This window comes from Nonomuraea turcica (genome assembly GCF_030718205.1).
Taxonomy (GTDB): domain Bacteria; phylum Actinomycetota; class Actinomycetes; order Streptosporangiales; family Streptosporangiaceae; genus Nonomuraea.
Window position 1 is genome coordinate 52842 of sequence record NZ_JAUZQF010000037.1, and the last position, 26519, is coordinate 79360.

The 26519-nt window shown below is 70.0% G+C and carries 27 protein-coding genes; 14 read left to right on the forward strand and 13 right to left on the reverse strand.

The features are described 5' to 3' along the window. Positions 1-28 precede the first annotated feature (28 nt). From Q9G87_RS53760 to Q9G87_RS53770, 3 genes are all read right to left on the reverse strand, one after another. A complete protein-coding gene (locus tag Q9G87_RS53760; RefSeq protein ID WP_305924441.1) occupies positions 29-1942 on the reverse strand; it encodes an apolipoprotein A1/A4/E domain-containing protein in 1914 nt (637 codons plus the stop codon). Between the two features lie 196 nt (positions 1943-2138). Further along, positions 2139-3302, reverse strand: coding sequence for a class I SAM-dependent methyltransferase (locus Q9G87_RS53765; RefSeq protein ID WP_305924442.1), 1164 nt, complete (start codon positions 3300-3302; stop codon positions 2139-2141). A 68-nt stretch (positions 3303-3370) separates the two neighbouring features. Then, entirely contained in the window at positions 3371-3871 is a 501-nt protein-coding gene (locus Q9G87_RS53770; protein ID WP_305924443.1) for a MarR family winged helix-turn-helix transcriptional regulator, read from the reverse strand. Positions 3872-3960: 89 nt separating this feature from the next. On the opposite strand from Q9G87_RS53770, the gene Q9G87_RS53775 reads away from it, so the two are divergent. From Q9G87_RS53775 to groL, 3 genes are all read left to right on the forward strand, one after another. Continuing rightward, a complete protein-coding gene (locus tag Q9G87_RS53775; RefSeq protein ID WP_305924444.1) occupies positions 3961-4818 on the forward strand; it encodes an NAD-dependent epimerase/dehydratase family protein in 858 nt (285 codons plus the stop codon). A 181-nt stretch (positions 4819-4999) separates the two neighbouring features. Beyond that, positions 5000-5311: a co-chaperone GroES gene (gene groES, locus Q9G87_RS53780; protein WP_043623565.1), complete on the forward strand. Its 312-nt coding sequence runs from the start codon at positions 5000-5002 to the stop codon at positions 5309-5311. 72 nt (positions 5312-5383) lie between these two features. After that, positions 5384-7003: a chaperonin GroEL gene (gene groL / locus Q9G87_RS53785; RefSeq protein ID WP_305924445.1), complete on the forward strand. Its 1620-nt coding sequence runs from the start codon at positions 5384-5386 to the stop codon at positions 7001-7003. 60 nt (positions 7004-7063) lie between these two features. On the opposite strand, the gene Q9G87_RS53790 is transcribed toward groL, so the two are convergent. Together Q9G87_RS53790 and Q9G87_RS53795 are read right to left on the reverse strand one after the other, a co-directional pair. Next, a complete protein-coding gene (locus Q9G87_RS53790; RefSeq protein WP_305924446.1) occupies positions 7064-8308 on the reverse strand; it encodes an RNA polymerase sigma factor in 1245 nt (414 codons plus the stop codon). Further along, positions 8305-8643, reverse strand: coding sequence for a YciI family protein (locus Q9G87_RS53795; RefSeq protein ID WP_305924447.1), 339 nt, complete (start codon positions 8641-8643; stop codon positions 8305-8307). Before Q9G87_RS53795 ends, Q9G87_RS53790 begins: the two co-directional genes overlap by 4 nt. 268 nt (positions 8644-8911) lie before the next feature. On the opposite strand from Q9G87_RS53795, the gene Q9G87_RS53800 reads away from it, so the two are divergent. Then, positions 8912-9505: a DUF7711 family protein gene (locus Q9G87_RS53800; protein WP_305924448.1), complete on the forward strand. Its 594-nt coding sequence runs from the start codon at positions 8912-8914 to the stop codon at positions 9503-9505. 4 nt (positions 9506-9509) lie between these two features. Here Q9G87_RS53800 and Q9G87_RS53805 read toward each other — a convergent pair whose 3' ends face one another. Continuing rightward, complete coding sequence (locus Q9G87_RS53805) at positions 9510-10058, reverse strand: hypothetical protein (RefSeq protein WP_305924449.1); 549 nt, start codon at positions 10056-10058, stop codon at positions 9510-9512. A 223-nt stretch (positions 10059-10281) separates the two neighbouring features. On the opposite strand from Q9G87_RS53805, the gene Q9G87_RS53810 reads away from it, so the two are divergent. Next, positions 10282-10917, forward strand: coding sequence for a sigma-70 family RNA polymerase sigma factor (locus Q9G87_RS53810; protein ID WP_305924480.1), 636 nt, complete (start codon positions 10282-10284; stop codon positions 10915-10917). 262 nt (positions 10918-11179) lie between these two features. Here the strand turns inward: Q9G87_RS53810 and Q9G87_RS53815 are convergent, their stop codons facing one another. Continuing rightward, positions 11180-11557: a DUF5319 domain-containing protein gene (locus Q9G87_RS53815; RefSeq protein WP_127939638.1), complete on the reverse strand. Its 378-nt coding sequence runs from the start codon at positions 11555-11557 to the stop codon at positions 11180-11182. Between the two features lie 39 nt (positions 11558-11596). Next, entirely contained in the window at positions 11597-12607 is a 1011-nt protein-coding gene (locus tag Q9G87_RS53820) for a helix-turn-helix transcriptional regulator (protein WP_305924450.1), read from the reverse strand. Positions 12608-13042: 435 nt separating this feature from the next. On the opposite strand from Q9G87_RS53820, the gene guaB reads away from it, so the two are divergent. Then, entirely contained in the window at positions 13043-14524 is a 1482-nt protein-coding gene (gene guaB / locus Q9G87_RS53825) for an IMP dehydrogenase (RefSeq protein ID WP_305924451.1), read from the forward strand. A 4-nt stretch (positions 14525-14528) separates the two neighbouring features. Beyond that, complete coding sequence (locus Q9G87_RS53830) at positions 14529-15650, forward strand: GuaB3 family IMP dehydrogenase-related protein (RefSeq protein ID WP_305924452.1); 1122 nt, start codon at positions 14529-14531, stop codon at positions 15648-15650. Positions 15651-15692: 42 nt separating this feature from the next. Here Q9G87_RS53830 and Q9G87_RS53835 read toward each other — a convergent pair whose 3' ends face one another. Further along, positions 15693-16361, reverse strand: a complete 669-nt coding sequence (locus Q9G87_RS53835) for a Uma2 family endonuclease (protein WP_305924453.1) — start codon at positions 16359-16361, stop codon at positions 15693-15695. Positions 16362-16587: 226 nt separating this feature from the next. Here Q9G87_RS53835 and Q9G87_RS53840 point away from each other — a divergent pair, with 226 nt between their 5' ends. The 5 genes from Q9G87_RS53840 (at position 16588) to Q9G87_RS53860 (ending at position 20012) form a co-directional block, all read left to right on the forward strand. Further along, entirely contained in the window at positions 16588-16827 is a 240-nt protein-coding gene (locus tag Q9G87_RS53840; RefSeq protein WP_305924454.1) for a hypothetical protein, read from the forward strand. A 9-nt stretch (positions 16828-16836) separates the two neighbouring features. Next, positions 16837-18048, forward strand: coding sequence for an RNA polymerase sigma factor (locus tag Q9G87_RS53845; RefSeq protein WP_305924455.1), 1212 nt, complete (start codon positions 16837-16839; stop codon positions 18046-18048). Further along, positions 18048-18728 (forward strand): SDR family NAD(P)-dependent oxidoreductase, encoded by a 681-nt coding sequence (locus Q9G87_RS53850; RefSeq protein WP_305924456.1) that lies wholly within the window; start codon positions 18048-18050, stop codon positions 18726-18728. The genes Q9G87_RS53845 and Q9G87_RS53850 overlap by 1 nt, the downstream gene beginning before the upstream one ends. Before the next feature lie 76 nt (positions 18729-18804). Beyond that, positions 18805-19581, forward strand: coding sequence for a phosphotransferase family protein (locus tag Q9G87_RS53855; protein WP_305924457.1), 777 nt, complete (start codon positions 18805-18807; stop codon positions 19579-19581). Further along, a complete protein-coding gene (locus tag Q9G87_RS53860) occupies positions 19578-20012 on the forward strand; it encodes a GNAT family N-acetyltransferase (RefSeq protein ID WP_305924458.1) in 435 nt (144 codons plus the stop codon). Before Q9G87_RS53855 ends, Q9G87_RS53860 begins: the two co-directional genes overlap by 4 nt. On the opposite strand, the gene Q9G87_RS53865 is transcribed toward Q9G87_RS53860, so the two are convergent. From Q9G87_RS53865 to Q9G87_RS53880, 4 genes are read right to left on the reverse strand one after another with little or no spacing between them, the layout of a single operon-like run. Then, positions 20002-20826, reverse strand: coding sequence for a class II fructose-bisphosphate aldolase (locus tag Q9G87_RS53865; RefSeq protein WP_305924459.1), 825 nt, complete (start codon positions 20824-20826; stop codon positions 20002-20004). The two genes, Q9G87_RS53860 and Q9G87_RS53865, sit on opposite strands and share 11 nt — an antisense overlap. 10 nt (positions 20827-20836) lie before the next feature. After that, a complete protein-coding gene (locus Q9G87_RS53870; protein ID WP_305924460.1) occupies positions 20837-21790 on the reverse strand; it encodes a 1-phosphofructokinase family hexose kinase in 954 nt (317 codons plus the stop codon). Beyond that, entirely contained in the window at positions 21787-22923 is a 1137-nt protein-coding gene (nagA, locus tag Q9G87_RS53875) for an N-acetylglucosamine-6-phosphate deacetylase (RefSeq protein ID WP_305924461.1), read from the reverse strand. Before nagA ends, Q9G87_RS53870 begins: the two co-directional genes overlap by 4 nt. Beyond that, entirely contained in the window at positions 22920-23792 is an 873-nt protein-coding gene (locus tag Q9G87_RS53880; RefSeq protein WP_305924462.1) for an SIS domain-containing protein, read from the reverse strand. The genes nagA and Q9G87_RS53880 overlap by 4 nt, the downstream gene beginning before the upstream one ends. A 126-nt stretch (positions 23793-23918) precedes the next feature. On the opposite strand from Q9G87_RS53880, the gene Q9G87_RS53885 reads away from it, so the two are divergent. After that, a complete protein-coding gene (locus Q9G87_RS53885) occupies positions 23919-24689 on the forward strand; it encodes a DeoR/GlpR family DNA-binding transcription regulator (protein WP_305924463.1) in 771 nt (256 codons plus the stop codon). A 79-nt stretch (positions 24690-24768) separates the two neighbouring features. Further along, positions 24769-26499 (forward strand): glycerol-3-phosphate dehydrogenase/oxidase, encoded by a 1731-nt coding sequence (locus Q9G87_RS53890; protein ID WP_305924464.1) that lies wholly within the window; start codon positions 24769-24771, stop codon positions 26497-26499. Positions 26500-26519 lie beyond the last annotated feature (20 nt).

Here is a 26519-nt window from a genome sequence, read left to right on the forward strand (position 1 = left end):
CCCAGGGCGCGCGAGCGCAGACCGGCACTCAGTCTTTGGACCTGCTGGGGCGCAGCAGCGCCTCGGCCAGGACCAGCATCGTCTCCTCCAGGGCGCTCAGGCGCTTGGTGAGGTCGGTGGCCGCCGGCTCGACGATGCCGGTGACCGTCTGGGCCAGCTCGTCGCGGTCGGGACGGGACCTGACGAGGTCGGTCAGCGTGTCGGCGGCCGCGGCCAGGCGTGCGGCCTGATCGCCTGCCTGCGACTGGAGCTCGGAGCCCAGGGCCGCGGGGAGCCGCCCCACCCGCTCGTTGACGGCCTCGATGCGGTCGTCCACCGCCTCCAGATGAGCGCCGGCCTGCTCGGCGCGCCTGGCCAGCCCGTTCATGTGGGTGGCGAGGCCGTTGAAGCGGGTGTCGAGCCCGCCGAGGTGGCCGTCGATCGCGTCGAAGCGGTCGCTCAGGTGCTCCTCGGCCTCGCTGAGCCGCTCGTCCATGGCGTCCATCTGGCTGTCGAGCCGGTTGAAGCGGCCCTCGTTGCGCGTGGCGGTCTCGCCCAGGCGCTGGTCGGTGGTGGCCACACGCTCGTCCAGCGCGGTGAAGCGGGTGTCGATGCGTACGTCGAGCCTGTCGAAACGGTCATCGTGCCTGCCCAGGTGGCCATCCATGGTGCCCAGCCGCTCGTCCACCGCGCCGAGCCGGCCGTCCATGCCCCCGAGCCGCTTGTCGACGCCGCCCATCCTGCCGTCGAGGCCGTCGAGCCTGGCGTCGATGTCGGCCAGGCACTCGTCGGCGGACTCCAGCCGGCCGTCGAACCCGGTGAGCCGGGTGTCGAACCCGTGCAACCTTCCCTCGACCCGATCGAGCCTGGAGTCCACGCCGTCGAGCCTGGCCGTCAGGCGCTGCTCGCTCTCGCCGAGTTGCCCGGCCAGGCGCTGCTCGCTCTCGCCGAGCTGCACGGCCAGGTGCTGGTCGGTCTCGTCGAGCCGGGTGGTGAGGCGCTGCTCGACGTCGGTCAGGCGGTCGTTGAGCTGCGCGTCGGCCTCCTTGAGGCGTGCGGTGAGCCGCTCGTCCGCCGCGTCGAGCCGGCCGGACAGCCGCTCGTCCGCCGCGTCGAGCCGGCCGGACAGCTGCTGGTCCGCCTCCTCGAGCCGGGCGGACAGGTGCCGGTGGCTCTCCTCCAGCCGGGCCGTGAGCCGCTCGTCGGTCTCGTCGAGCTTGGTGGTGAGGCGGCGGTCGGCCTCGTCCAGTTTGGTGGTCAGGCGGTGGTGGGTGTCGTCGAGCCTGAGGGTGAGGCTCTGGTCGGTCTCGTCCAGCCGGGAGGTCAGGTGCTCGCCGGTCGCCTCCAGGCGGGTCGTCAGGCGCTGCTCGGCCGCGTCTACCTTGCCGGCCAATTGCTCGGCCGCGCCGGCCAGCCGATCGTTGACGTCCTCGGACAGCGCGCCGACCGCCGACTCCACCCGGTCGGTCCGGGTGACGAGCTCGGCCACCGACTTGTCGAGTCTGGTGAAGCGGCTGGCGGCGGCTTCCATGCTGGCGTTGAGGCCGGCCAGCAGTGTGGCGAAATCGGACATGCCCTTGGTGATGCCATCGGTGGTGTCGAGCACGGACTGCAGGCGCTGGCCCACGCGCTCGTCGACGGTGTCGACGTGGTCGCGCACCGCCTCCACGTGCTGGGCCAGGCCCTCCGCCCACATCGGCGGCTTGATGGTGATGTCCTCCAGCCGCCCGTTGACCGACTCCAGGGTGCCGCTCAGACCGCCCAGCTCGCGCTCGCGTACCTCGCGAAGCAGCCACTCCATGCCCTCGAGCCGCTGGCGGATCTCGTCGAGCACGGCGCCCTGCGTGCGTTGCTCGTAGACGTGATCCTGGGCGGCGCGCTGGAGCAGGTCGCGCATCCTCTCGGAGATGGGGGAGTGGCCTCCTGCCTGAAGAAGAAGGGTGGTGTGGTTGGAATTGTCCACCGAAAGGCTCCTTCGCGTCGCCGACGGTCTGCCGCGCAGCGGTGGGGTAGGTCCGGTTTGCAGATGAAAAGGCGAGAACGCGGGTAACCGCATTCGGGGGAGAACTCCCGCCCGCCCACCTTAGCCTTTCGATCAAGGTCCGTCAGGGCTGAAATTGAAAGATCGCGGTTAACGCAAGAATGGCCGGTTTCCCTGTTCAGGCAGGTGGGGAGGTGTCGCAGATGAGGGCATATGGCCGCGCCATGATCCGCGTCAAGATGATTACTGCCGACTTGTCCCCATTGAGTCGCAGATCTGCACGCAGGCGCTCGATGTCGAGGGCGGAGGCGCGCTTTTTGATGGTGACATTTCCAATTTGCCGTTCACGGAGGGCCGCACGTAGCTTTTTCAGCGAGAACGGCATAATGTCCTCGACTTCGTATCTCGCGGCCCATGGGGTGTCCACCGGCTCGTCGGCCGCGATGTACGCCACCAGCGGATCGAGCAGGCGGCCGCCGACCAGCTCGGCCACTTCGCCCACGAGGTGAGCCCGGATGGCGGCGCCGTCGGGCTCGTAGATGTAGCGTCCCATCGCGCCGACCGGGGCCTTGACGTCGGCGGAGGTCAGGGTGTGACCGCCGGGCAGCAGCGTGGCGCGGCGGGTCGGCCGCTCCCCGGTCCCGATCCAGAGGCTGGCCTCCTTGACCTCGCCCTTGTACGAGACCCACTCGGCCTCGGCCTGCGCCGGGATGAACTCGTACGGGATGCCCGGTGCGACCTTGAGGCAGGCCCGCTCGGCCCTGGAGACCAGGCCGAGCACCACGGGCCAGGGCGGCGAGTAAGTCAGGGGGTCGAACGTCCTGCCCCGGCTCGTCCGCCGTGCCGGGTCGGCGAACAGCACGTCGTAATCCTCCGGCCGGACGGCGGCCGCGTCCCCAATGGTCACCGTCACCCGGTCGGCCAGCCCGAGCGCCTCGGCGTTGGCTCTGGCCACGGCGACCGTCAGGGGGTCGATGTCCACGGCCGTCACCGTGCAGCCGGCGCGGGCCAGGGCCAGGAAGTCGCCGCCGATGCCGCAGCAGGCGTCGACGACCGAGGCCCCGGCCAGGCGGCGGGCGCGGTGCGCGGCCACCTCCGCCCGCGTGGACTGCTCCAGGCCGTGGTGCGTGAAGTACATCCCCCGGGCGTCCTCGCCGAATTTGGCCTTGGCACGTTCCCGCAGGCCGGCCTGGGTCAGGGCGGCCGAGGTGAGAGGGGCGTCATACGTTTTGCGCAGCTTCGTGGCGGCGGCGACCGGGTCCGCGCCGGTGAGCTCACCGGCCTCGGCCAGCGCCCGTTGGCCGCGCGTCGTCAGCAGCTCGTTGAACGCGTCGAGGTCCACGTCACACGACGTTATCGCGCCCTCGAGACCCCTCGAGACGGCTCCCGCGACCTCGGGGCGCGGCCATGTCACACGGGTGCGGTGTCGCCGAGGGAAAGGAGGAGTTTGCGGAGAAGGCCGGCCAGGGCGTCGCGGTCGGGGGCGGAGAGCCCGGACAGCAGGTGGTCCTCGTTGGCCGTGTGCCGCTCCAGCAGGTCGTTGGCCACCCGCCGCCCCTCGTCCGTCAGCGTGACCAGCGTCATCCTGCGGTTGCCCGGCGCCGGCCAGCGCTCCACCAGGCCGCGCTCCACCAGGCGGTCCATACGGTTGGTGAGCGCGCCCGGGCTGATCATCGCAGCCGCCGACACGTCCTTCATGCACATGGTGGCGTCATCGCCGCTCCTGAGCAGCGTGGTCAGCATGTCGAACTCCCACGCCTCCAGCCCGTGCTCGGCCAGGAACTCCTTGACCCCCCGCTCCAGCAGCCGCGACGCCCGCGACACCCGGCCGATCACACCCAGCGGGGATACGTCGACGTCGGGCCGGGCGCACGCCCACTGTCCGAGCATCGCGTCGACCACGTCGTCCATGCGGCTAATCGTACGACATTGAAATGTTTGACGGCGTGTTATACCTTCTGCGTGGAAATGTTCAATGTCAAAACTTTTGAGGTGGGACAATGAAGGTGCTGGTTGCCGGGGCGACGGGCTACATCGGCGCGGCCGTGGTTGAGCGGCTGATCGAGCGGGGCCATGAGGTGGCGGCGTTCGTACGGCCCGCGGCCGGCGGAGCCAGACGGGTGCCGGCCGCGGCCGAGGAGCGGCACGGAGACCTGGCGGACGCCTTGACCCTGCAGGCCGCGATCACCCCCGACATCGACGCGATCATGCACGCGGGCCAGTTGACCGGCGACCAGGGCACCGACCTGGCGACCATCGCCGCTCTGGCCGGGTCGGGCAAGCGGGTCGTCTATGTGAGCGGCGTGTGGGTGCTCGGCGAGACCGACGGCGCGGACGAGGACAGCCCGGCGAATCCGATTCCGCTCGTGGCGTACCGGCACGAGGTGGAGCGGCTCATTCTGGACGGAGGCGGCTCCGTGGTGCGCCCCGGCGTCGTGCACGGGCGCGGCGCGGGCATCCCGGCGCTGCTGCGCGGCCAGGCCGCCCAGCGCGGGACCGGCGTGTACGTCTCGGCCGGCGGTGAGGCGCCGACGTGGACGTTCGTGCACGTGGAGGACCTGGCCGAGCTGATCGTGACCGCGGTCGAGAAGGGCGAGGCGACCGTCTACCACGCCGTCAGCGAGGAAGCCGTGTCCGTGGCCGCCGTGGCCGAGGCGGCGGCCAGGTCGGCCGGCGTCAAGGAGGCGGCCGAGCCCTGGCCGCTCGAGGAGGCGGCCGAACTGCTCGGTGAGGGCTTCGCGCACGCGCTGTCGATCAGTCAGCGGGTCAGCGCCGCCCGCACCCGCCAGGCCCTCGGCTGGAGTCCCGTCCGGCCCGGCATCGTGGCCGACCTCACACAGGGTTCGTACGCCGAATGAGGCCTGATCGCTCTGAGCAGACGCGTTCGTGTTGACTGTCAAGCCCCTCTTGCATATGTTTCCTGTTGGCACTCTCACCTTGAGAGTGCCAACGTGCGACGAGGCAGGTCTGACACCCGCGACGGCAGGCCCAGCTGGTCGCCTCTTCTAGATCATTCATATCTGAAGGGGAGGTCCGATCGTGACGACCGCCACTAAGGTTCCCGTTAAGCCGCTCGGCGACCGCATCGTGGTTCAGCCGCTTGAGGCTGAGCAGACGACCGCTTCCGGTCTGGTCATCCCAGACACCGCCAAGGAGAAGCCGCAGGAGGGCAAGGTCCTCGCGGTGGGCCCTGGCAACTGGGACGAGGACGGAGACAAGCGGATTCCGCTCGACGTCTCGGAGGGCGACATCGTCCTCTACAGCAAGTACGGCGGCACCGAGGTCAAGTACGGCGGCGAGGAGTACCTCGTGCTCTCCGCCCGCGATGTTCTCGCGATCATCGAGAAGTAAGCCGGATGTGTCGAGCCCCGGGCGCTCTTCAGGGCGACCGGGGCTTTCGACGCTAGGAGAGGACTTTCAGCAATGGCGAAGATCCTGGAGTTCGACGAGGACGCCCGCCGCGCGCTTGAGCGCGGCGTCAACGCCCTCGCGGACGCCGTCAAGGTAACCCTCGGCCCGCGTGGCCGCAACGTCGTCATCGACAAGAAGTTCGGTGCGCCGACGATCACGAACGATGGTGTGACCATCGCTCGTGAGATCGAGCTGGAGGAGCGCTACGAAAACCTCGGCGCCCAGCTCGCCAAGGAAGTGGCGACCAAGACCAACGACATCGCGGGTGACGGCACCACCACCGCGACCGTCCTGGCCCAGGCCATGGTCCGCGAGGGCCTGCGCAACGTCGCCGCCGGCGCCTCGCCGCTGTCGCTCAAGCGCGGCATCGACAAGGCCGCCAAGGAGATCAGCGACAAGCTGCTCGCCAGCGCCCGCCCGGTCGAGGACAAGAAGGAGATCGCGAATGTCGCCACGATCTCCGCTCAGGACGCACAGATCGGCGACCTGATCGCCGAGGCGTTCGACAAGGTGGGCAAGGACGGTGTGCTCACCGTCGAAGAGTCCAACGCCATGGGCATGGAGCTCGAGTTCACCGAGGGCATGCAGTTCGACAAGGGCTACCTGTCGGCCTACATGGTGACCGACCCCGAGCGGATGGAGTCCGTCCTGGAGGACGCCTACATCCTGCTCACCCAGAGCAAGATCTCCTCCATCGCGGACTTCCTGCCGCTGCTGGAGAAGATCGCCCAGACGAAGAAGCCGCTGCTCGTGGTGGCCGAGGACGTCGAGGGCGAGGCCCTGGCCGTCCTGGTTACCAACAAGATCCGCGGCACGTTCACCTCCGTGGGCGTCAAGGCCCCCGGCTTCGGCGACCGCCGCAAGGCGATGCTGCAGGACATGGCCATCCTCACCGGCGGCCAGGTCGTCAGCGAGGAGGTCGGCCTCAAGCTGGAGCACGTCGGTCTCGAGGTGCTCGGCCAGGCCCGCCGCATCGTGGTCACCAAGGACGCCACGACCATCGTCGACGGCGCCGGTGACCAGCAGGCCATCGAGGACCGCGTCAAGGAGATCAGGCTCGCCATCGAGCAGTCCGACTCCGACTGGGACCGCGAGAAGCTGCAGGAGCGTCTGGCCAAGCTCGCCGGCGGTGTGTGCGTGCTGCGTGTCGGCGCCGCCACCGAGGTCGAGCTCAAGGAGAAGAAGCACCGCCTCGAGGACGCGATCTCCGCGACGCGCGCGGCGATCGAGGAGGGCATCGTCTCCGGCGGTGGCTCCGCGCTCATCCACGTCTCCAAGGACCTCGACGACCTCGGTCTGTCGGGCGACGAGGCCACGGGTGTCGGCGTGGTCCGGCGCGCGCTTGTCGAGCCGGCCCGCTGGATCGCCGAGAACGCCGGTCTCGAGGGCTACGTGGTCACCCACAAGATTGCCGAGCTGCAGCCTGGTCACGGCCTCAACGCCGCGACCGGCGAATACGGCAACCTGCTCGACCAGGGCGTCATCGACCCGGTGAAGGTCACGCGGTCGGCCGTGCAGAACGCGGCTTCCATCGCGGGCATGCTGCTCACCACCGAGGTGCTCGTGGTGGACAAGCCCGAGGAGGAGGCCCCGGCCGCCGGCCAGGGCCACGGTCACGGCCACGGCCACTGACCCGTCCGTCCGTCGTACGGCCCGCGTCCCATGCGCATGGGACGCGGGCCGTACGACGTTCTACCGGAGCTCCGCGAGGCGTCCGGTCAGGAACTCCCGCTCGGCCTCGTTCGTGGTGAGCTCCAGTGCCTTCCGGTACGCGGCCGACGCCTCCTCGGCGCGGCCGAGCTCGCGCAGCAGGTCCGCCTTGATCGCGGGCAGATACTGGTATCCCGCGAGGCGGGTGTCCTTCTCCAGCTCCTCCACCTCGGCGAGAGCCTGCGCCGGGCCGCAGACGCGGGCCAGGGCCACCGTGCGGTTCAGCGCCACCACCGGGGACGGCCATACCTTCAGCAGCTCGTCGTACAAGGTCACGATCTGCGGCCAGTCCGTCCGGTCGTAGGCCGGCGCCTCGGCGTACAGGGACGCGATCGCGGCCTGCAACACATAACGCCCCGGCTGCCCGCCGCGCAGGCCGCCCACGATCAGCTCGTGCGCCTCGGCGATCGCGGTTCGGTCCCATCGCGACCGATCCTGCTCCTCCAGCCGCAGCAACCGGCCGCGGGAGTCCACCCTGGTGGCCCGCCGGGCGTCGGTGACCAGCAGCAGGGCGAGCAGCCCCCACACCTCCCGCTCGTCGGGCATCAACTCGCGCAGCATGCGCGCGAGGTGCAGCGCCTGGTCCATCAGGTCCGTACGCAGGAGCGACGCACCCGACGGCGCGGTGTACCCGGTGGTGAAGAGCAGATGGATCACACCGAGCACCCCGCGCAGCCGGTCGGGCAACGCCGCCGCGCCCGGCACCCGGTACGGGATCCTGGCGACCGAGATCTTCTTCTTCGCCCGGGTCAGCCGGGCGGCCATCGTCGTCTCCGGCACCAGGAACGCGCGGGCGATGTCCCCGGTGGACACCCCGCACACCAGCCTGAGGGTGAGCGCCAGCTGCGCCTCTTGCGCCAGCGCCGGGTGGCAGCACATGAAGACCAGGCGCAGACGCTCGTCCGGCACCGCGTCCTCGGGTCCGTTCATGTCGTCCTCGTCCGCCGGCTCCTCCGGCTCGGGCTCGATCAGCAGCGGCAGCTTCGAGCGGAACACCCGCTCGCGCCGCACCGCGTCCATGGCGCGGCGCCTGGCCGTGGTGGTGAGCCAGGCCGCCGGGTTGTCGGGGATGCCGTCGCGCGCCCAGCCGGTCAGCGCCGCGGCGTACGCTTCCTGCACGCACTCCTCGGCCAGGTCCAGGTCCCCGGCCACGCGCGCCGTGGAAGCGAGGACCAGGGCCCACCGGCGGCGGTGCGCGTCCGCGACCGCCGCTTCGACGTCCGTCATCCCCTGACGAACCCGCTCGCCACGGGCCGCACCTCGACGCCGCCGCCCAGCTGGGTGATGGGATTGCGGCGGGCCATTTCCAGGGCGGCGTCCAGGTCGGGGGCCTCGATGACGCAGATCCCGGCGACGACCTCCTTGGCATCGACGAAAGGCCCGTCCGTGACGGCGTCGCCGCGGATGGAGGTGGCGGTGGTGCTGGGCTGGAGCGCGAACGCCGTGAGCATGGCGTCACCCAGCTCGTCGGCGTGCCGCTGGTGCGCCTCGCGCTGCTCGGGGGTCAGATCGTCGGCATCGGCGGGGGCCGTTGCGTACAGGAGGATCGCGTACTGGGCCACGGGGTCTTCCTTTCAGTGGTGGACTTCGTACCTACACCCTTATGTCGGACGGCCGGCCGGAATTCGACAGCTCTGTGCCGAAGAGATTGTCGATGACGTACCGCCGGCGCCCGTCCGGACCGACCTCGTCCTGTCCGGGTCTGCTGGCCCATCTTGCCGAAGCGGGCGTCGTGGATCGGCGCCGGGTGCCCGGCTGCCGCCGCTGTAGCCGCGTCGCCGAGCGCAACTCGTACGCTGGTCGCGAGCCGAACGTGAGGAGGGGCGCACGATGCAGTACCGGCGGGCGGTCGAGAGGGTGCGGATGCTCGCCGAGGCGTGTGACCAGACCAGACGGGTGCCGGCGGCGCAGCCGTTCCTGCGCGAGGCATACGTCTTCGGTGACCTGCTGGAGGGCGCCGATCCCATTGATCACATCGAGGCCGTCTTCGTGCTGAACCTGCCGCCGGAGGAAGTGACCTGGGGCTCTCAACCGCCCGGCACCGCGTGGCTGGTGGACTTCCTGCGGCTGGACCAGGGCGGCATCGCCTCCTACTGGCGGTCTTTCCGGGATCCGGTGTGGAACCACGTCATTCGGGGGCCGGTCCGGTTCTGGTCGCTGGACGGGCCCGACAGGGGTGTGCTCGACGCGCTGGGCGAGCGGCGCTTCGATCGGCTGCGCCGGGTGACGGCCGGCGCCGAGGAGGAGCGGACGCAGGTCGCCGGCGAGCTCGAAGCGGCTCTCGAGCACCTGCGTGCCGTGCATCGCTCGTACTGGGAGCGGCAGTGGCGGCGAGAGCACCGGGGGATCGGCCGGTATCCGGAGCATCACCTGTGGGAGGCCGTTCAGGGGTATCTGGAGTTGCTCGACGCCCGCGATGAATGATCCTTTATAGGGCGGCCACCCCGGCGCTGCGCCGGATCGGGCAGGGATGGGCAGCGTGCCGGTTCGGGCAGCAGATCATGCCGATGGTGGCGAACCGGCCACCCTGCAGCCATTCGCCCCACTGCACGTCCACACCGCGCGGCAGCAGGTCCCTGGCGCCGGCCAGCCGATCCTCCAAGGGGATGCGGTCGGGGACGAGGAGCGCGTCGCCTATGTCGCCGTACGCGGCCGCGAGCCAGTCGACCGCCGCCTCGACGTCGTCGAAGCTGGCCGCGATCCGCGAGGCGGGCTTGGCCAGCCAATCGCCCGTCCGCATCGGGGGCAGGGCGGACGCCCGGAAGTCGGGCGAATCCGGCCGCCGCTCGGCCTCGTTGTCGCGATCGGCGCCGGCACCCGTCCACTGGTAGGCGTGCCAATGCATGACGATCCGCGCCTCCCGTAGAGCGCTGAGGGGCCTCTCCCTCCTGGTGATTCCCGCCGCGCAGCGCGGCACGCGGGCGGGCGCCGAACCCTCATCGCCGAGTCCTTCGCGCGGGGTGACCTGGCCGGACATGGGGAGAAGTGGGGGGAAAAGGTGGATTAATGGAGTAAACCGGCAGTGGGTGATAAGCGTCTATGGTCTGACAATTGTCGCGCATTTCGGGTTGTGGAGTGAAATATTATGTCGAGCAATAAAGCCTTAGTGTGGCCGATTGATTACTGCTCGTTATCGTCGCTTCAATGTGACCAATCCGTAGCCGTTCGCCATGACGACATGCAGGATCAACGCGGGCATCATGCCTATCGTGAGCGAGGGAAGCGTCGCCGACGCCAAAATTGGGGTAAGGCTCGCGTCGAGACTTCCGGCACGGACGGATGACTCCGACCTTAGGGAACTGACGAGCCTCGCCGTGCAGGGAGATCGCAGTGCGATCGAATCTCTGCTCGGTGAGTTGCGTCCGATGGTGGTGCGGTATTGCCGCGCCAGGCTGGGCAGGGTTTCAGGGCAATATCACATTGCCGATGACGTTGCTCAGGAGGTGTGCATCGCGGTGTTGTCCGCGCTGCCGCGGTACCGGGACATGGGGCGGCCCTTCGCGTCCTTTGTGTTCGGGATCGCCTCGCACAAGGTGGCAGATGCACTGCGGAGTTCGGTGCGGTCGGCCGTGCCGACCCAGGATCTGCCGGACGGCCCGGACGACGGGCCGGGACCCGAGGAGACCGTGGTCCGCTACATCGAGGTCGAGCACGCGCGCAGGCTGCTGGCCCGGCTGCCCGAGAACCAGCGGGAATTGTTGCTCATGCGAGTGGTCTCAGGGCTGTCCGCGGAGGAGACCGGTAATGTACTCGGTATGTCACCAGGTGCGGTCCGCGTCGCCCAGCATCGGGCGTTGGCCAGGTTGCGGCAGATGGCCGAACTGGAGTCGGCTTGACGCCAGAGGAGGAGACCGACGCACTGCTCGAAGCGCTCGGCCGTGGAGAGGACCCTCAGAGGGTCCGTCAGAGCATGCTCCACCGAGGCTCGGTCCACCACGGCGATCCGGCTGTGCGGTTGCTGGCCGCTCTCGTCACAGATGTGCTTGACGGTGACGAGGGTGATCTCCGGCGTTCCTCCGTGTTCGGGGGTGGCGGGTTGGGCTCGTCCGTGATCGGTGACGGTGACCGAGCCGGCACATCCGTGCTCGGTGGTGTCGGTCAGCGGCGTTCCTCCGTGTCGATGACGCCATCGACGTAGCCTCTGGCGTACTCCCAGGTGACGTAGTCGGCCGGGTCGGGGTGAAAGGCCGGCTCGTGGACCTGGGGCTGGCCTTTCTCGATCATTTGTCGTAGGTTGCCGCGCAGCAGCTCCCAGTCGAAGAAGTGCTGCTCGCCGCATTCCGGGCAGTCGAGCACGAGACCCAGCACCCCCTGCGGTTCGAGCAGAGAGCGGAAGACCTCGACGTCGGCGAGGTCGGTGATGGCCTCGTCACGCTCTTGCGCGGTCAATGGTTCCGCGTCGTCGAGCGCGCCCATCGCCGAGGAAGGGTCGTTCGGGTCGTCCGCGAACGGGTCGCGGGGGACGTCTTCCAGCACCTTCCCACCATATGACCGATGCGGCCCGAGCGGAGAGTATTAGCTCAGCCATCCGCGCCGGGTGGCCTCCACACCTGCGTGGAAGCGCGACTGTGTGCCCAGCTCGGCCATGGCGTCGGCGAACCTGGCGCGTACCGTCCTGACCGACACGCCCAGCTGGCGGGCGATCGACTCGTCGCACATGCCCTGCGCCGCCAGGCGCAGGACCTGCACCATCCCGTCTCCTTTGCGCCCCCAGGGGAGGGGCACGGCCCGGGCCCACAGCTCGCCGAAGAGCGTGTGGAGCACGCCGACCACGATCGGCGTGCGGACGAGATAGAAGTTGTACGCGTGGTCGGGCAGGTTGCCGCCCCAGAGCGCGGGCAGGCCCGCGACCTCCGGCCCGGCGGTCATGAACCAGCTCGGGACGCGGCGCAGCGTGCGTACGCTGCCGCCGGTCTCGGCGAGTTCGATCAGTTGGTCGCGGACGCCGGGCAGGGCGAGGGTGGCGACCGGGATGACAGCGCGAACCGTGAGAAGTTTTCGTTTTTGCGCATCTATCCACGGGTCCGCAAATTTACGGACAAAGTCAGTCATTGTGCGCTCATCCGGAATGGCGGTCAGCAATTCCATCCCGGGCGACTGCACGGCTATGCCGATCACGCTTTCGTAGAGCACGTCCGCGCCGCTCGCCATTTCCACGGTGAACGGGCCGCTCTGGTAATCCCGGCCGGCGTCGTAGTCGTGGATCAGGGTCCGGATCGAGCCGAGCGCCGAGTCGATCATGCGGCTCTCCTCGGCCAGCCGGTCCAGGCGCTCGGCGATCAGCCGGCCGAGCGCCGCGGCCGGGTGCCTGGCCAGGTATTCGCCCGATCGTTCGTCGACCACCCCCAGCTTGACGAGGGCGTCGAGCTGGCGGCCTACGCTCTCCACCGGCCCGTCCATGGCCTGTGCGAGATCCGTGCGTGTTGCTCTGTGCAGCCGCAGAATGGCCGTGTAGAGCGCACGCTGGGCAGGATCGAGGCCGAGCGTCTCGAAGGGATCTGACCGGATGCGGGACTCGTTGCGCATTGTGTGCGACTCCGTAGGGGGTTCACGGCGTGCCGCGAGAATAACGCCGCATTCCGCTGGTGTCCGCTCCTTGCGTCGACTCGCAACCCCTGCGATGCAACTTCGTGCAATTGCACGTTTTTACCTTGCGATGTTCCGTTGAGTAACGCAGTCTTTACTTAGCGTCGGCATCGTCAAGAAGCAGTGGTCGCGCCGCTCATCAGAACGCGGAGGGGGGTTCGGTGGGCGCGTCGCGTCACCACAGCGGATGCCGGTGGCCGGGGGATGGGACGGATCACCGACCGTCCCATCCCCCGGCACTTTTGATGCCGGGAGTACGACGGGCCGTGGGGGTCATCGTCCTCCCGGCATCGCGACCTCCCAGGCGCCGAGACTCGGTTTGGACGCAGGCCCTAGACTTGGTCCAATCAAGGCAACGGCAGAGGGGGCCGCAGCATGTCCAAGTTCACCGATACGGGATTGACCTTCGATGACGTGCTGCTGGTGCCCGCCTATTCTGACCTGCAGCCGGGAGAGGCCGACACCAGATCCCGCCTGTCGCGCGGCATCTCGCTGTCCATCCCGCTGGTCTCGGCGGCCATGGACACCGTCACCGAGGCGCGCATGGCGGTCGCCATGGCCAGGCAGGGCGGCATCGGCATTCTTCACCGCAACCTGTCGATCGAGGAGCAGGCGCAGCAGGTCGATCTGGTCAAACGCTCCGAGGCGGGGATGGTGACCAACCCAGTCACCTGCAGCCCGGACGACACGCTGGCCGACGTGGAGCGGTTGTGCGCGACGTACCGGATCTCGGGGGTGCCCGTGACCGACATGTCGGGCACGCTGGTCGGCATCGTGACAAATCGCGACATGCGCTTCGAGACCGACCAGTCGCGGCCCGTCCGCGAGGTCATGACCAAGATGCCGCTCGTCACCGCCCCGGTGGGGGTGTCCAGGGACGAGGCGTTCGCGCTGCTCAGGCAGAACAAGATCGAGAAGCTGCCCCTCGTCGACGCCGACGGCAGGCTGCGCGGCCTGATCACGGTCAAGGACTTCACCAAGAGCGAGCAATATCCGCTGTCCACCAAGGACGTCGACGGGCGCCTGCTCGTGGGCGCGGCCGTGGGCGTCGGCGGCGACGCCGAGCTGCGTGCCAAGGCCCTGATCGAGGCCGGGGTGGACGTGGTGGTCGTGGACGTGGCCCACGGCCACTCCAAGGGACTGGCCGACATGATCGGCAAGCTCAAGGCCAACAGCAAGGTCGAGGTCATCGGCGGCAACATCGCGACCAGGGCGGGCGCGCAGATGCTGGTCGAGGCCGGCGCCGACGCGGTCAAGGTGGGCGTCGGGCCCGGCTCCATCTGTACCACCCGGGTGGTGGCCGGCGTGGGCGCGCCGCAGGTGACGGCCATCTATGAGGCATCCAAGGCCTGCGCGCCGGCGGGCATTCCGGTCATCGGCGACGGCGGCCTGCAATACTCCGGCGACATCGTCAAGGCCATCGCGGCCGGCGCGAACACGGTCATGCTCGGCTCGCTGCTGGCCGGGTGCGAGGAGTCGCCCGGTGAGCTGATCTTCATCAACGGCAAGCAGTTCAAGTCGTACCGGGGCATGGGGTCGCTCGGCGCCGTACGCAACCGCGAGCGCGGTGGCACCTCCTTCAGCAAGGACCGCTACGCGCAGGCCGACGTCGGTGGCGATGACAAATACATCCCCGAGGGCATCGAGGGGCAGGTGCCCTACCGCGGGCCGGTCGCGGCCGTCGCGCACCAGCTGGTCGGCGGGCTGCGCCAGGGCATGTGGTATGCCGGGTGCCGCACGATCGAGCAGATGCACACCGACGGGCAGCTCATGCCGATCACGGCGGCGGGCCTCAAGGAGAGCCACCCCCACGACATCCAGATGACCGTGGAAGCTCCGAACTATCACAGAAGGTAAGTTCATGACTCAGCAGGTGGAGATCGGCCGGGGGAAGACCGGGCGCCGGGCGTACGCGCTTGACGAGATCGGCCTGGTGCCCTCGCGGCGCACTCGTGACCCGGAGGAGGTCTCGATCGCCTGGCAGATCGACGCCTATCGGTTCGAGCTGCCCGTGGTCGTCGCACCCATGGACAGCGTGGTGTCGCCGGCCACCGCCATCGAGATCGGGCGGCTCGGCGGGCTGGCCCCGCTCGACCTCGAAGGGCTCTGGACGCGCTATGAGGACCCGTCGCCGCTGCTGGAGGAGTGCGCTGCCCTGGATGCCGCGGCGGCCACCAAGCGCCTCCAGGAGATCTACGCGGCTCCGATCAAGGAGGACCTGATCGGGCGGCGCATCGAGGAGATCCGTGCCTCAGGCGTGACGACTGCCGTACGCCTGTCGCCGCAGCGCACGGTCCAATACCACAAGGCCGTGATCGACGCCGGCGTGGACATCTTCATCATCCGCGGCACCACGGTCTCCGCCGAGCACGTGTCGGGCCGAGCCGAGCCGCTCAACCTCAAGCAGTTCATCTACGAGCTGGACGTGCCGGTCATCGTGGGCGGCTGCGCCACCTACACGGCCGCCCTGCACCTCATGCGCACGGGCGCGGCCGGGGTGCTGGTGGGCTTCGGCGGCGGCGCCTCGCACACCACGCGTAACGTGCTGGGGGTGGCGGTGCCGATGGCCACCGCGATCTCGGACGTCGCGGCGGCGCGGCGGGACTACATGGACGAGTCGGGCGGGCGCTACGTCCACGTGATCGCCGACGGTGGCATGGGGACCTCGGGGGACATCGCGAAGGCGATCGCGTGCGGGGCGGACGCCGTGATGGTGGGCTCGCCGCTGGCGCGGGCCGCCGAGGCGCCGGGGCACGGGTTCCACTGGGGGTCGGAGGCGCACCACCCGGATCTGCCCAGGGGGCGTCGGGTCGAGTTCGGGACCGTGGGGACGCTGGCGCAGATCCTGCACGGGCCGTCGAGCGTGGCGGACGGGTCGATGAACCTGATGGGTGCTTTGAAGCGGACGATGGCGTCCACCGGTTACTCCGACATCAAGGAGTTCCAGCGGGTCGAGGTCGTGGTGGCGCCGACCCAGCGCTGACGTTGACCGGCCTTCGGAAGGATCCAGAGGGCCGGTCACCGGTCAGGCCCAAGGCTTCCACTTGTCCGTGGGGATCTCGATCCCGATCGGGTCGGGCAGGGCGATCGTTTCGCCGATACTCCAGCTCTCCTCATGGAGGTAGGCGGCGGAGGCCTGGTCGGGGATCGAGTAGAGGGTGATTGCGGAGACGGCGGGGTCGAGGTCGATGAGCAGGTAGTAGGGGATCTCGGCCCGCGCATATCCGCACCACTTGCCCTTGCCCGCCCGCTTGCCGGTCGAGGGCCGGTCCAAGTGTGCGTTCGAGGGGGAAGTCACCTCGACGACCAGTTCGGATTGGTCAGTGATCAGGTGCCTCTGGTCGAGCTTCAACGCCTCATGCATGACTTCCTCATCCAGGACGGTAACGTCCGGGATGTAGCCGTTTTCCTCTGCGACGAAGTTCAGCCCGCTGGCGACGACACCCCGCCAACGGTAGGACGGGTCCTTGAAGCGCGCCTCGTGGATGAGGTTGACGATCTCCGTGCAGATGAGTTGGTGCATGAGGCTGAGGGCGGGGGACAGCACGATCTCTCCATCGATGATTTCGACTCGGGTGCCGTCGTGTGCGATGTGGAGGTAATCCCAGAGCACCCCGTCGACCCACATCTGGTAGGCCGAGTTGGGCAGGTCGACGCGAAACCTTCCTTGCGGGTCAATCACAGTGGCGGTCACTTCTTGTGACTCCTCCCTCACGATCAGCTCCCGTCATCGTAGAAGCCCTGCTTACTGACTGTACTCAGGATCATGCAGGCCGTTGCATTCATCCGCATTTTTGCCATGTCTAGGATTCCGTGCCCGCCCGCAGGGGTGGGCACGGGGGCTACACCGAGCGGCCGGGCGGGGTTCGCGCGGCAACTCGTGCGCGTGCTGCATGATTCGGACGCGTAGTGTTTCGACCATGGAATCCGTAGAGGAGAGAATCGCCCGGCTTGAGCGGCAGGTGGCGGATCTTCAGCGGCATCTCGGCATCGATCCCGAGCTCGCGAACTCCGGCGGCCCGTTCCTGCCGCCGGAGTTCTACCACGCCTTGGAGAGGAGGAAGACGATCCTGGCCATCAAGATCTACCGCGAGGCGACCGGGGCGTCCCTGCTGGAGGCCAAGAACACGGTGGAGTCGATGGCGCGCCGGGGGCGTTGAGGCGGGCTCATGCCCGAGATTGAGCGGGTGTTCCGGGAGGAGTACGGCCGGGCCGTGGCCGTGCTGGTGCGTGCCTTCGGGGACATCGACGTGGCCGAGGAGGCCGTGCAGGAGGCGTTCACGGTCGCGGCGCGGCGCTGGCCGGTGGACGGGGTGCCGCCGAGCCCGGCGGGGTGGATCATCACCACCGCCCGCAACCGGGCCCTCGACCGGCTGCGCAGGGAGTCGGTGCGGCAGGACAAACATGCTCAAGCCGCGCTGCTGCAGGTCCGCGACGAGCCTCCGGAGGAGGGGCCGGTACACGATGACCGGCTGCGACTGATCTTCACCTGCTGCCATCCCGCGCTCGCCGTCCACGCCCAGGTCGCCCTGACGCTGCGGTTGCTCGGCGGCCTGACCACGGCGGAGATCGCACAGGCGTTCCTGGTGCCCGAGCCGACGATGGCACAGCGGCTGGTCCGGGCCAAGAACAAGATCCGCGCTGCGAAGATCCCGTACCGGGTGCCGGAGGAGCGCGATCTGCCTGAGCGGCTGCACGCCGTGCTGGCCGTGATCTATCTGATCTTCAACGAGGGGTATACGGCCAGCTCGGGCGATCGGCTCGTGCGCGAGGAGCTCTGCGCGGAGGCCATCAGACTCGGGCGGCTGCTGGCCGCACTCATGCCGGAGGAGCCTGAGGTCATGGGATTGCTCGCGCTCATGCTGCTCATCGAGTCGCGGCGGGCCGCGCGCATGGGGCCGGCGGGTGAGCTGGTGCCCCTGGCCGAGCAGGATCGAGGGCTTTGGGACCGCGGGCTCATCGAGGAGGGACAGGTCCTCGTGCGGAGCTGCCTGCGGATCGACCGGCCGGGGCCGTACCAGATCCAGGCCGCGGTCAACGCGGTGCACAGCGACGCGCCGAGCGTGGCGGACACCGACTGGGATCAGATCCTGCGGCTGTACGATCAGCTCCTGACGTACGACCCTAGCCCGGTCGTGGCCTTGCACCGGGCCGTGGCGGTGGCCGAGACGGAAGGGCCCGAGAAGGCGTTGGCCCTGGTCGACGGGCTCGACGTGGCGGGCTATCACCTGTTCCACGCCGTGCGTGCCGACCTGTTGCGGCGGCTGGGGCGGCATGAGGAGGCGGCCCAGGCGTACGAGGCGGCCATCGACCGGGCGGGCAACGAGGTGGAGCGCGAGTTCCTGCGACGCAGGCGCGAGGCAAATGAGCAGGGGCATTGATGGCGGGTCGGGTATGCGTGGTCACGGGGGCCAATCGGGGGATCGGGCTGGAGGTGGCCCGGCAGCTCGCGCTGGCCGGTGACACGGTGCTGCTCGCCGCGAGGGACCTGGCCAAGGCCGAGACGGCGGCTCAGGGGCTGGGCGGCGAGGTGGTGCCGACGCGACTGGACGTCTCGGACCAGGAGTCCGTGGACACGTTCGCCGAGGGCGTGCGGGAGTCTCACGAGCGGGTGGACGTCCTGGTCAACAACGCGGCCATTCACTACGACACCTGGCAGCGGGCCGCGGACGCGGATCTGGGCGTGGTGCGGGAGGCTTTGGAGACGAACCTGCTGGGGGCGTGGCGGGTGACGCAGGCGCTCCTGCCCCTCCTGCGAGGCGGACGGGTGGTGAACGTGTCCAGCGAGATCGGGTCCCTGGCGTCCATGGGGGCGGGCACGCCGGCGTACGCGGTGTCGAAGGCCGCGCTCAACGCGCTGACGAAGATGCTGGCCGCCGAGCTGCGGCAGGACCGGATCCTGGTGAACGCCGTCTGTCCGGGCTGGTCGGCGACGGACATGGGCGGTCCGGGCGGGCGGCCCGTCGCCGAGGGGGCGAGGAGCGTGCTGTGGGGCGTCGATCTGCCGGATGACGGGCCGACCGGCGGTTTCTTCCGCGACGGGCGGCCCCTCCCCTGGTGACGGGGGTCCACGGGAGTAGGGCAGGACCGGTGCCGGTCAGGCCCGGTGGCGGGTGGAGCGGTTGCTACCCTGACGTGTGGCTGATCTTCAACATACGCACGAGCTGGTCTTCGACGGGGACGTCGTCACCAAACGGTATGTGGATGGCAAGCAGGGCGGGGCGGAGCGCGAATGGCGGGCGCTGACCCTGCTGGCCGAGCATGCTCCGGGGCTGGCGCCGGAGCCGATCGCGTTCGAGGCCGGCGTGGTGTCGATGACGAGGATCGACGGGGTGTCGCTGCGTGGGCTGTCCGTGGGGGATGCCCAGGTCGCGGCCATGGCCGAGGCGCTCGACGTGCTGTATGCGGCTGTGCCGCCTGCCGTGCTCGAGACTGTCCCGATACGCCCGTGGCAGCGTGCGGCGGTCCGCGACTGGGTCCGGCGGCGGGGCGCGGAGTGGCGGTCGCGGGACCCGCTGGCGGACCGGGCCGTGAAAGAGGGCCTGCGGTGGCTGGAGAGCTGGACTCCCGGTGAGTCCGGGGTGACACCGGTGTTCTGGGGCGGCGACGGCAACCTGGCGAACTTCCTGTGGGACGGCGCCCGCGTCCGCAGGGTCGATTTCGAGGACTCCGGACGCAGCGACCGGGTGTGGGAGCTGGCGGAGATGGCCGAGCACGTGTCCATGTGGGTGGACGGCGAGGTGGACATCGTGGGGCGGTTCGAGCTGAGCCCGCCGGAGGAGCGGCTGATGCGCGACTACCGCAAACTGCACGGGATGACCTGGTTGTTCCTGCTGTCGCACGAGAGCCCGCGCAATCCGCCGGGGACCTTCCGGCGGCAGGTGGAGCGGGTGCTGGCAATATTGGCCGCATGAGACTTGCCGGGCCCGAGGACAGAGCCGGCGTGGAGCAGCTGGTCCACGCCGCCTACGAGCCGTGGATCGAGGTCATCGGCATGCGGCCGGTCCCGATGGAGGCCGACTACGGCGCGCTCATCGAGGCCGGGCGGGTGCACGTCACCGACGACTTCCAAGGGCTGATCGTGCTCGTGCCCGAGGACGGGGTCCTGCTGGTCGACAATGTCGCCGTACGGCCCGAGAGCCACGGCAAGGGCATCGGGCGGGAGCTGCTGGCGTACGCAGAGGAGGAGGCGCGCCGGCTGGGGCTGCCCGCGCTGCGCCTCTACACGAACGTCAAGATGGCCTCCAACATCGCCTTGTACACGTCGCTGGGCTACGTCGAGACCGGCAGGGAAGGGGTCAAGGGCCGCTCCGCCGTGATGATGCGGAAGCAGCTCAGCTCGTGAGCACGCCGAGCAGGTGCGTGACCTCGCGCGCCACCGCGTCGCGGCCGGCCTTGACGTATTTGCGGGGGTCGACGACGCGCTCGTCGTGGGCCAGGTAGTCGCGTACGGCGCCGGTGAACGCCTTGTTCAGGTGCGTCGCGATGTTGATCTTCTTCATGCCGCGCCGTACGGCCTCGCGCAGCACGTCGTCCGGCACGCCCGACGAGCCGTGCAGCACCAGCGGCACCGGCACCGCTGCCCGCAGCTCGGCGACGAGCTCCAGGTCCAGCACCGCGTCCTTGCTGGTCATCGCGTGCGAGGTGCCCACGGCCACGGCCAGCGCGTCCACGCCGGTCCTGGCCACATAGCCGACCGCCTCGTGCGGCTTGGTGCGGGCGCCGGGCGCGTGCACGCCGTCCTTGCCGCCGACCTCGCCCAGCTCGGCCTCCACCCACACGCCCCGCTCGTGGCACCAGGCCGCCACCTCAGCAGTCGTGCGGACGTTGTCCTCGTCGGGCAGCGCGGAGGCGTCGTACATGACCGAGCCGAGCCCCAGCTTCACCGCCTCCTCGACGAGCGCGCGGTCGGTGGCGTGGTCGAGGTGGACGGCGACCGGCACGTCGGCTTGCCGGGCCACTGCGAGCGAGGCCAGCGCGATCGGCTCCAGCGCGCCGTGGTAACGCACGCAGTTCTCGCTGATCTGTAGGACGACCGGCAGGCCGAGCGCCTCGGCGCCGGCCACGATGGCGCCCGCGTGCTCCAGCTGGATCACGTTGAAGGCGCCCACCCCCGCGGGCGACTGGCGGACGATGTCGCCGATGGCGGCGAGGGGCATGGCGGGCTCCTTACGTGATGACGATCTGTGGATGGATGGCGGCGTAGACGTCACGGTCGAACGCGCCGGCCACCGGCGCGGCCACGGCCGCCGCGCCGAGCGCCGCGGCCCTCCTGAGCCGGTCGGGCCACGGCCGCCCCACGTCCATCGCCAGTCCCGCGACGAGTGCGTCGCCGGCCCCGGTCGGGTTGCCCACCACGGTGTACGGCATCCGCGCCCGGAATGTCCCTTCCCCGGTCACGGCCAGCAGCCCGTCGGCGCCCATGGACACGACCACGGCCTCCGCACCCTGACTCCGCACCTCCTGTGCGCCCTGTCCGCCGGGAAAGGCCCTGGCCAGCTCCTCGGCGTTGGGTTTGACGACGGCGGGGCGGCCCTTGGGCGCGTGGCGCAGGGGGTCGCCGTCCGCGTCCACGATCACGGGCGCGTCGGGGATGCCGGCGAGCGTGGCGTAGATGTCGGCGGGCACCCCGCGCGGCAGGCTGCCCGAGAGGACCACTACGTCCGCCTCCCGCGCCAGGGACGTGTAGCGCCGCACGAAGCCGGCCAGCTCGTGGGGTGTGACGTCGGGGCCGGGCTCGTTGAACAGCGCCGTGCGGCGAGTCGTGACCTCCTCATGCGGGGCGCCCGGCTCTTGCGGGGCAGCCGTGCCAGCGTCGTGGGCGGGCGTGCCGGCGGTCTCGCAGACGGCCAGCGTCGTGCGGGAGTCGCCGGCGATCCGGCACAGCTCGCTCCGCAGTCCCGCCGACGCCAGGTCCTCCTCGATGGCCCGCCCGGTCGGCCCGCCCACCAGGCCGGTGACCAGCACCTGTCGGCCGAGCGCGGCCAGCACGCGGGCCACGTTGACGCCCTTGCCGCCCGCGCGCCGGTGCACGGCACCGACCCGGTTGACCCCGTCCCAGTCGACGGAAGGCACCTCGTAGGTCACGTCGAGCGCCATGTTGAGCGTCACGGTGAGGATCATCGGGGCTCCGTGACCCAGACGCCGTCCTTCATCACCCCGGCCACCTCCAGTTCATCGGAGAGCACCACGAGGTCGGCCGCCTTGCCGACGGCGATCGAGCCGATCCTGTCGGACAGCCCCAGCACCCGCGCCGGCGTCAGCGAAGCGACCTGGACGGCGTCGGGCAGCGACATGCCCACCTCCCGCACGGCGCGCCGGAAGGCGACGTCCATGGTCAGCGTGGAGCCCGCGATGGAGCCGCTCTTGACGAGCCGGGCCACGCCGCCGTCCACGCGTACCTGCATGGAGCCGAGAGCGTAGTCGCCGTCGCCCAGCCCGGTGGCCGCCATCGCGTCCGTGACCAGCGCGGTCCTGCCGGGCCCTGCCACCTCGTACGCCAGCCGCAACATGGCCGGGTGCACGTGCACCCCGTCGTTGATCAGCTCGACCGTCACGCGCTCGTCGTCGAGCAGCGCCGCCACGGGCCCCGGGGCGCGGTGCCCGAGCGGCGGCATGGCGTTGTAGAGGTGCGTGGCCACGCTCGCGCCGGCCTCGATGCCGGTGATCGTCTGGTCGTAGTCGGCGTCGCTGTGCCCGATGGCCGCGATCACGCCTTCGGCCACGGCCATGCGGATCATGTCGAGCGCGCGGGGCAGCTCGGCCGCGATGGTGATCATGCGTACGTGCCCGCGCCCGGCCTTCACCAGCCCCGCGAACTCCTGCGTCGAGGGCTCGCGCAGCAGCGTCGGGTCGTGCGCCCCACAGCGGCTCCTGGCGATGTAGGGGCCCTCGAAGTGGATGCCCGCCAGCAGCCCTTCGTCGCACAGCTCGGCCAGCGCCGCCGCGGCCCGGGTCAGCCCGTCGAGCGAGTCGGTGACCAGGCTGGCCATGGTCGTCGTGGTGCCGTGCCGCCGGTGCAGCGCCACCGCGTCGCGGGCCCGGTCCTGCTCGCCGGTGGGGAACGAGCCGCCCGCGCCGCCGTGGTTGTGGATGTCCACGAACCCGGGGACGACGTGCCGCCCGCCCACGCTCAGGCCCGGCCCCGGCGCGGATCCGTGGCCGACGTGTGTGATGCGGCCGTCTTCAATGGTCAGCCACCCCTCGTGCACTCCCTCGGGAGTCACGATCCTGGCGTCGGCGAGAGTAAGGCTCATGAGGAAAGAATCACAGATCGCGTGAGGTGCATGGGCTCGTCAGGGTCAAGCCCACGGGCGAAGGCCCTGGCGACGGCCACGCGCTGGGCGCGGATCAGCTCGGCCATCGGGTCGAGCCCGCTCTCGACGAACGTCCCGCCGGTCTGCTCGACCTGCGCCCGAAGGCCCCCGGGGGCGGCGCCGAGCATCCACGTCACGCGCCCGGGCGCGGCGATGCTGATGGGGCCGTGCCGGTATTCCATGGCCGGGTAGGCCTCCGTCCACGATCGGGACGCCTCGCGCATCTTCAACGCCGCCTCCTGCGCCAGCCCGACCGACCAGCCGATGCCCAGGAAGCTGAACTGCTCGGCCTCGACCAGCGTGTCCGGCAGCGGCGCGGCCACGGCCTCCTCGGCGTCGGCGATCGCCTGCGCGAGGTCCTCGCCGAGGCCGGCACGCAGCAGGGCGAGCTGCGTGGTGGCGAACCTGGTCTGCACGACCGACCGCTCGTCGGCGTAGTCGAGCACCACGACCTCGTCGGCGGCCGTCATGATCGGGGTCGTGGGGTCGGCGGTGATGGCCGTGGTCGCCGTGTCGATCCGGGCCAGCAGCTCCAGCACCTCCGTCGTGGTGCCCGAGCGGGACAACGCCAGCACGCGGTCGTAGCGGCGGCCGGCGGGGAACTCGGAGGCGGCGAAGGCGTCGGTCTCGCCGTGGCCGGCGCGCTCGCGCAGGGTCGCGTACGCCATCGCGATGAACCACGACGTGCCGCAGCCCACGACGGCGACCCGCTCGCCCCGGCGGGGGAGCACGTCGACGGGAACGTCCTCGATGGCCTGCCGCCAGCACGACGGCTGGGACGCGATCTCGGCCTCGGTGTGGGTGGTCACCGCATGCCTCCCATGATTGATTGTTTCTGCATTGTTTATAACAGAAAAGTGCAGCAATGTGCAGTGGTGGCTGGGGCTGCCGTCGTGTGCCACGCTTGCTCCTGACCGCATCCGCTAGGAGGCCTCGTGTCCCGCTACGACCGCTGGAACGCCATCCTCGAGCTGCTGGCCCAGGAGGGCAGGCTGTCGGTCGAGGAGGCCGCCGAGGCGCTCGACGTCTCCACCGCGACGATCAGGCGGGACTTCGACCAGCTGGCCCAGCAGCAGATGCTCATGCGCACGCGGGGTGGGGCGGTCGCGCAGAGCGTGAGCTACGACCTGCCGCTGCGCTACAAGACGGCCAGGCACGCCGACGAGAAGCACCGCATCGCGAGCGCGGCGGCCGAGCTGGTCACGCCGGGGGCCGTGGTGGGGCTCAACGGCGGCACGACCACCTCCGAGCTGGCGCGCACCCTCGCCACGCTGTCCACGCTGGAGAGCGGCTTCACGATCGTCACGAACGCGCTCAACATCGCCGCGGAGCTCACCGTACGCCGGCACGTCAAGATCGTGGTAACGGGCGGGGTGGCCAGGCAGCAGTCGTACGAGCTCATCGGGCCGCTGGCGTCCGGCGTGCTGGAGCAGGTGACGCTGGACGTGGCCTTCCTCGGCGTGGACGGGCTCGACGTCGAGCTGGGCGCGTCGGCGCACCACGAGGGCGAGGCCAGCGTCAACCACCTGATGATCAGCCGGGCCGCCCAGGTGGTCGTGGTGGCCGACTCCTCGAAGATCGGTAAACGGGCGTTCTCCCGCATCTGCCCCATCAATCAGATTGACACCCTCGTCACCGACTCGCAGCTGCCTGACGCCCTCGCCGGGCAGCTCTCCGACGTCGGCGTCAAGGTCGTACGCGCGTGACAGCGGCCCCCTCGCCGGAGGCAGGGGTCGTATGGGGCCGGGCTTGGGTAGGTATGGAGCGCAGGCGATAGGGGGAGCTATGACGTCGGGAAGGAGCGTGGCGCGGCTCGGGCCCGCGGAGCGCGCCGCGGCACTGGAGGACATGGCCGCGCGGGAGCTCGACGTGGTCGTGGTCGGCGGCGGTATCGTCGGCGCGGGGATCGCGCTCGACGCCGCGACCCGCGGCCTCGACGTCGCGCTGGTCGAGGCCAGGGACTTCGCTTCGGGCACCTCATCACGCTCCTCCAAGCTCATCCACGGGGGCCTGCGCTACCTGGAGCAGCTCAACTTCGAGCTCGTACGCGAGGCGCTCCAGGAACGCGCGCTCCTGCTGCAGCGGATCGCGCCTCACCTGGTCAGGCCGGTGCCGTTCCTCTTCCCGATGACCCATTTCGGCTGGGAGCGCCCCTACGTGGGCGCCGGCGTGGCGCTCTACGACACGCTCGGATTCGCCTCCGGGCTCAGCCGCGGCGTCCCCGGCCATCGGCACCTGTCCAGGTCGCGGGCGCTGCGGCTGGCCCCGGCGCTGAAGAGGGCCGCCTTCACCGGCGCCGTGCAGTACTGGGACGCCCAGGTGGACGACGCGCGTTACGTGATGACGACGCTGCGCACGGCGGCCACGTACGGCGCTCTCGTCGCGCCCCGGTCGCAGGTCGTGGGGTTCCTGCGGGAGGGGGAGCGGGTCACCGGCGTGCGGGTGCGGGACCTGGAGTGCGGCGAGGAGCTGGAGGTGCGCGCCCAGCAGGTGGTCAACGCCACCGGCGTCTGGACCGACGACATCCAGGAGCTGGTGGGCGGGCGGGGCCAGATCCACGTCCGCGCGTCCAAAGGCATCCACCTGGTCGTGCCGCGCGACCGGATCCACTCGCTGACCGGGATCATCCTGCGTACCGAGAAGTCGGTGTTGTTCGTGATCCCGTGGGGCCGCCACTGGATCATCGGCACCACCGACACCGAGTGGACGCTGGACAAGGTCCACCCGGCGGCCTCCCGGGCGGACATCGACTACCTGCTCGACCATGTGAACGCCGTGCTGTCGGTCCCGCTGACCCGCGACGACGTCGAGGGCGTCTACGCCGGGCTGCGGCCGCTGCTGTCGGGCGAGTCCGACGAGACCTCCAAGCTGTCCCGAGAGCACGTGGTGGCGCACCCGGTGCCGGGGCTGGTGATGATCGCGGGAGGGAAATACACGACCTATCGGGTCATGGCGCGCGACGCCGTGGACGCCGTGGCGCACGGGCTCGACCAGCGGGTGCCGCGCTCGTGCACCGACCGCATCCCGCTCGCCGGCGCCGAGGGTTACCAGGCGTTGTGGAACTCCAGATATCGGCTCGCCCAGAGCTCGTCCCTGCACGTGGCCAGGATCGAGCACCTGCTCCAGCGGTACGGGTCGCTGATCGATGAGGTGCTGGAGCTGATCGAGGGGGACCCGTCGCTGGCCAGGCCGCTGACCGGGGCGGACGACTACCTGCGTGCCGAGATCGTCTACGCCGCCACCCACGAGGGCGCCAGGCATCTCAACGACGTGCTGACCCGGCGTACGCACATCTCCATCGAGACCTTCCACCGCGGCCAGGGCGTGGCGCAGGAGGCGGCCGAGCTGCTGGCCGGGCCGCTCGGCTGGGACGGGGAGCAGGTCAAGAGGGAGGTGGAGTACTACACCAAGCGCGTGGAGGCCGAGCGTCGCTCCCAGGAGCAGGACTCCGACCAGGAGGCCGACGCGACCAGGCTCGGCGCGCCCGAGATCGTCCCCGTGGTCGCACCGGAGTGAGCATGACCGAACCGTCCAGG

Bases quoted from the DNA above. Each gene is read 5' to 3' on its own strand.
- Q9G87_RS53770 (WP_305924443.1), bottom strand. From the start codon at position 3,871: ATGGACGACGTGGTCGACGCGATGCTCGGACAGTGGGCGTGCGCCCGG.
- Q9G87_RS53775 (WP_305924444.1), top strand. From the start codon at position 3,961: ATGAAGGTGCTGGTTGCCGGGGCGACGGGCTACATCGGCGCGGCCGTG.
- groL (WP_305924445.1), top strand. From the start codon at position 5,384: ATGGCGAAGATCCTGGAGTTCGACGAGGACGCCCGCCGCGCGCTTGAG.
- Q9G87_RS53790 (WP_305924446.1), bottom strand. From the start codon at position 8,308: ATGACGGACGTCGAAGCGGCGGTCGCGGACGCGCACCGCCGCCGGTGG.
- Q9G87_RS53800 (WP_305924448.1), top strand. From the start codon at position 8,912: ATGCAGTACCGGCGGGCGGTCGAGAGGGTGCGGATGCTCGCCGAGGCG.
- Q9G87_RS53805 (WP_305924449.1), bottom strand. From the start codon at position 10,058: ATGTCCGGCCAGGTCACCCCGCGCGAAGGACTCGGCGATGAGGGTTCG.
- Q9G87_RS53810 (WP_305924480.1), top strand. From the start codon at position 10,282: ATGCCTATCGTGAGCGAGGGAAGCGTCGCCGACGCCAAAATTGGGGTA.
- Q9G87_RS53820 (WP_305924450.1), bottom strand. From the start codon at position 12,607: ATGCGCAACGAGTCCCGCATCCGGTCAGATCCCTTCGAGACGCTCGGC.
- guaB (WP_305924451.1), top strand. From the start codon at position 13,043: ATGTCCAAGTTCACCGATACGGGATTGACCTTCGATGACGTGCTGCTG.
- Q9G87_RS53830 (WP_305924452.1), top strand. From the start codon at position 14,529: ATGACTCAGCAGGTGGAGATCGGCCGGGGGAAGACCGGGCGCCGGGCG.
- Q9G87_RS53840 (WP_305924454.1), top strand. From the start codon at position 16,588: ATGGAATCCGTAGAGGAGAGAATCGCCCGGCTTGAGCGGCAGGTGGCG.
- Q9G87_RS53845 (WP_305924455.1), top strand. From the start codon at position 16,837: ATGCCCGAGATTGAGCGGGTGTTCCGGGAGGAGTACGGCCGGGCCGTG.
- Q9G87_RS53850 (WP_305924456.1), top strand. From the start codon at position 18,048: ATGGCGGGTCGGGTATGCGTGGTCACGGGGGCCAATCGGGGGATCGGG.
- Q9G87_RS53860 (WP_305924458.1), top strand. From the start codon at position 19,578: ATGAGACTTGCCGGGCCCGAGGACAGAGCCGGCGTGGAGCAGCTGGTC.
- Q9G87_RS53865 (WP_305924459.1), bottom strand. From the start codon at position 20,826: ATGCCCCTCGCCGCCATCGGCGACATCGTCCGCCAGTCGCCCGCGGGG.
- Q9G87_RS53870 (WP_305924460.1), bottom strand. From the start codon at position 21,790: ATGATCCTCACCGTGACGCTCAACATGGCGCTCGACGTGACCTACGAG.
- nagA (WP_305924461.1), bottom strand. From the start codon at position 22,923: ATGAGCCTTACTCTCGCCGACGCCAGGATCGTGACTCCCGAGGGAGTG.
- Q9G87_RS53890 (WP_305924464.1), top strand. From the start codon at position 24,769: ATGACGTCGGGAAGGAGCGTGGCGCGGCTCGGGCCCGCGGAGCGCGCC.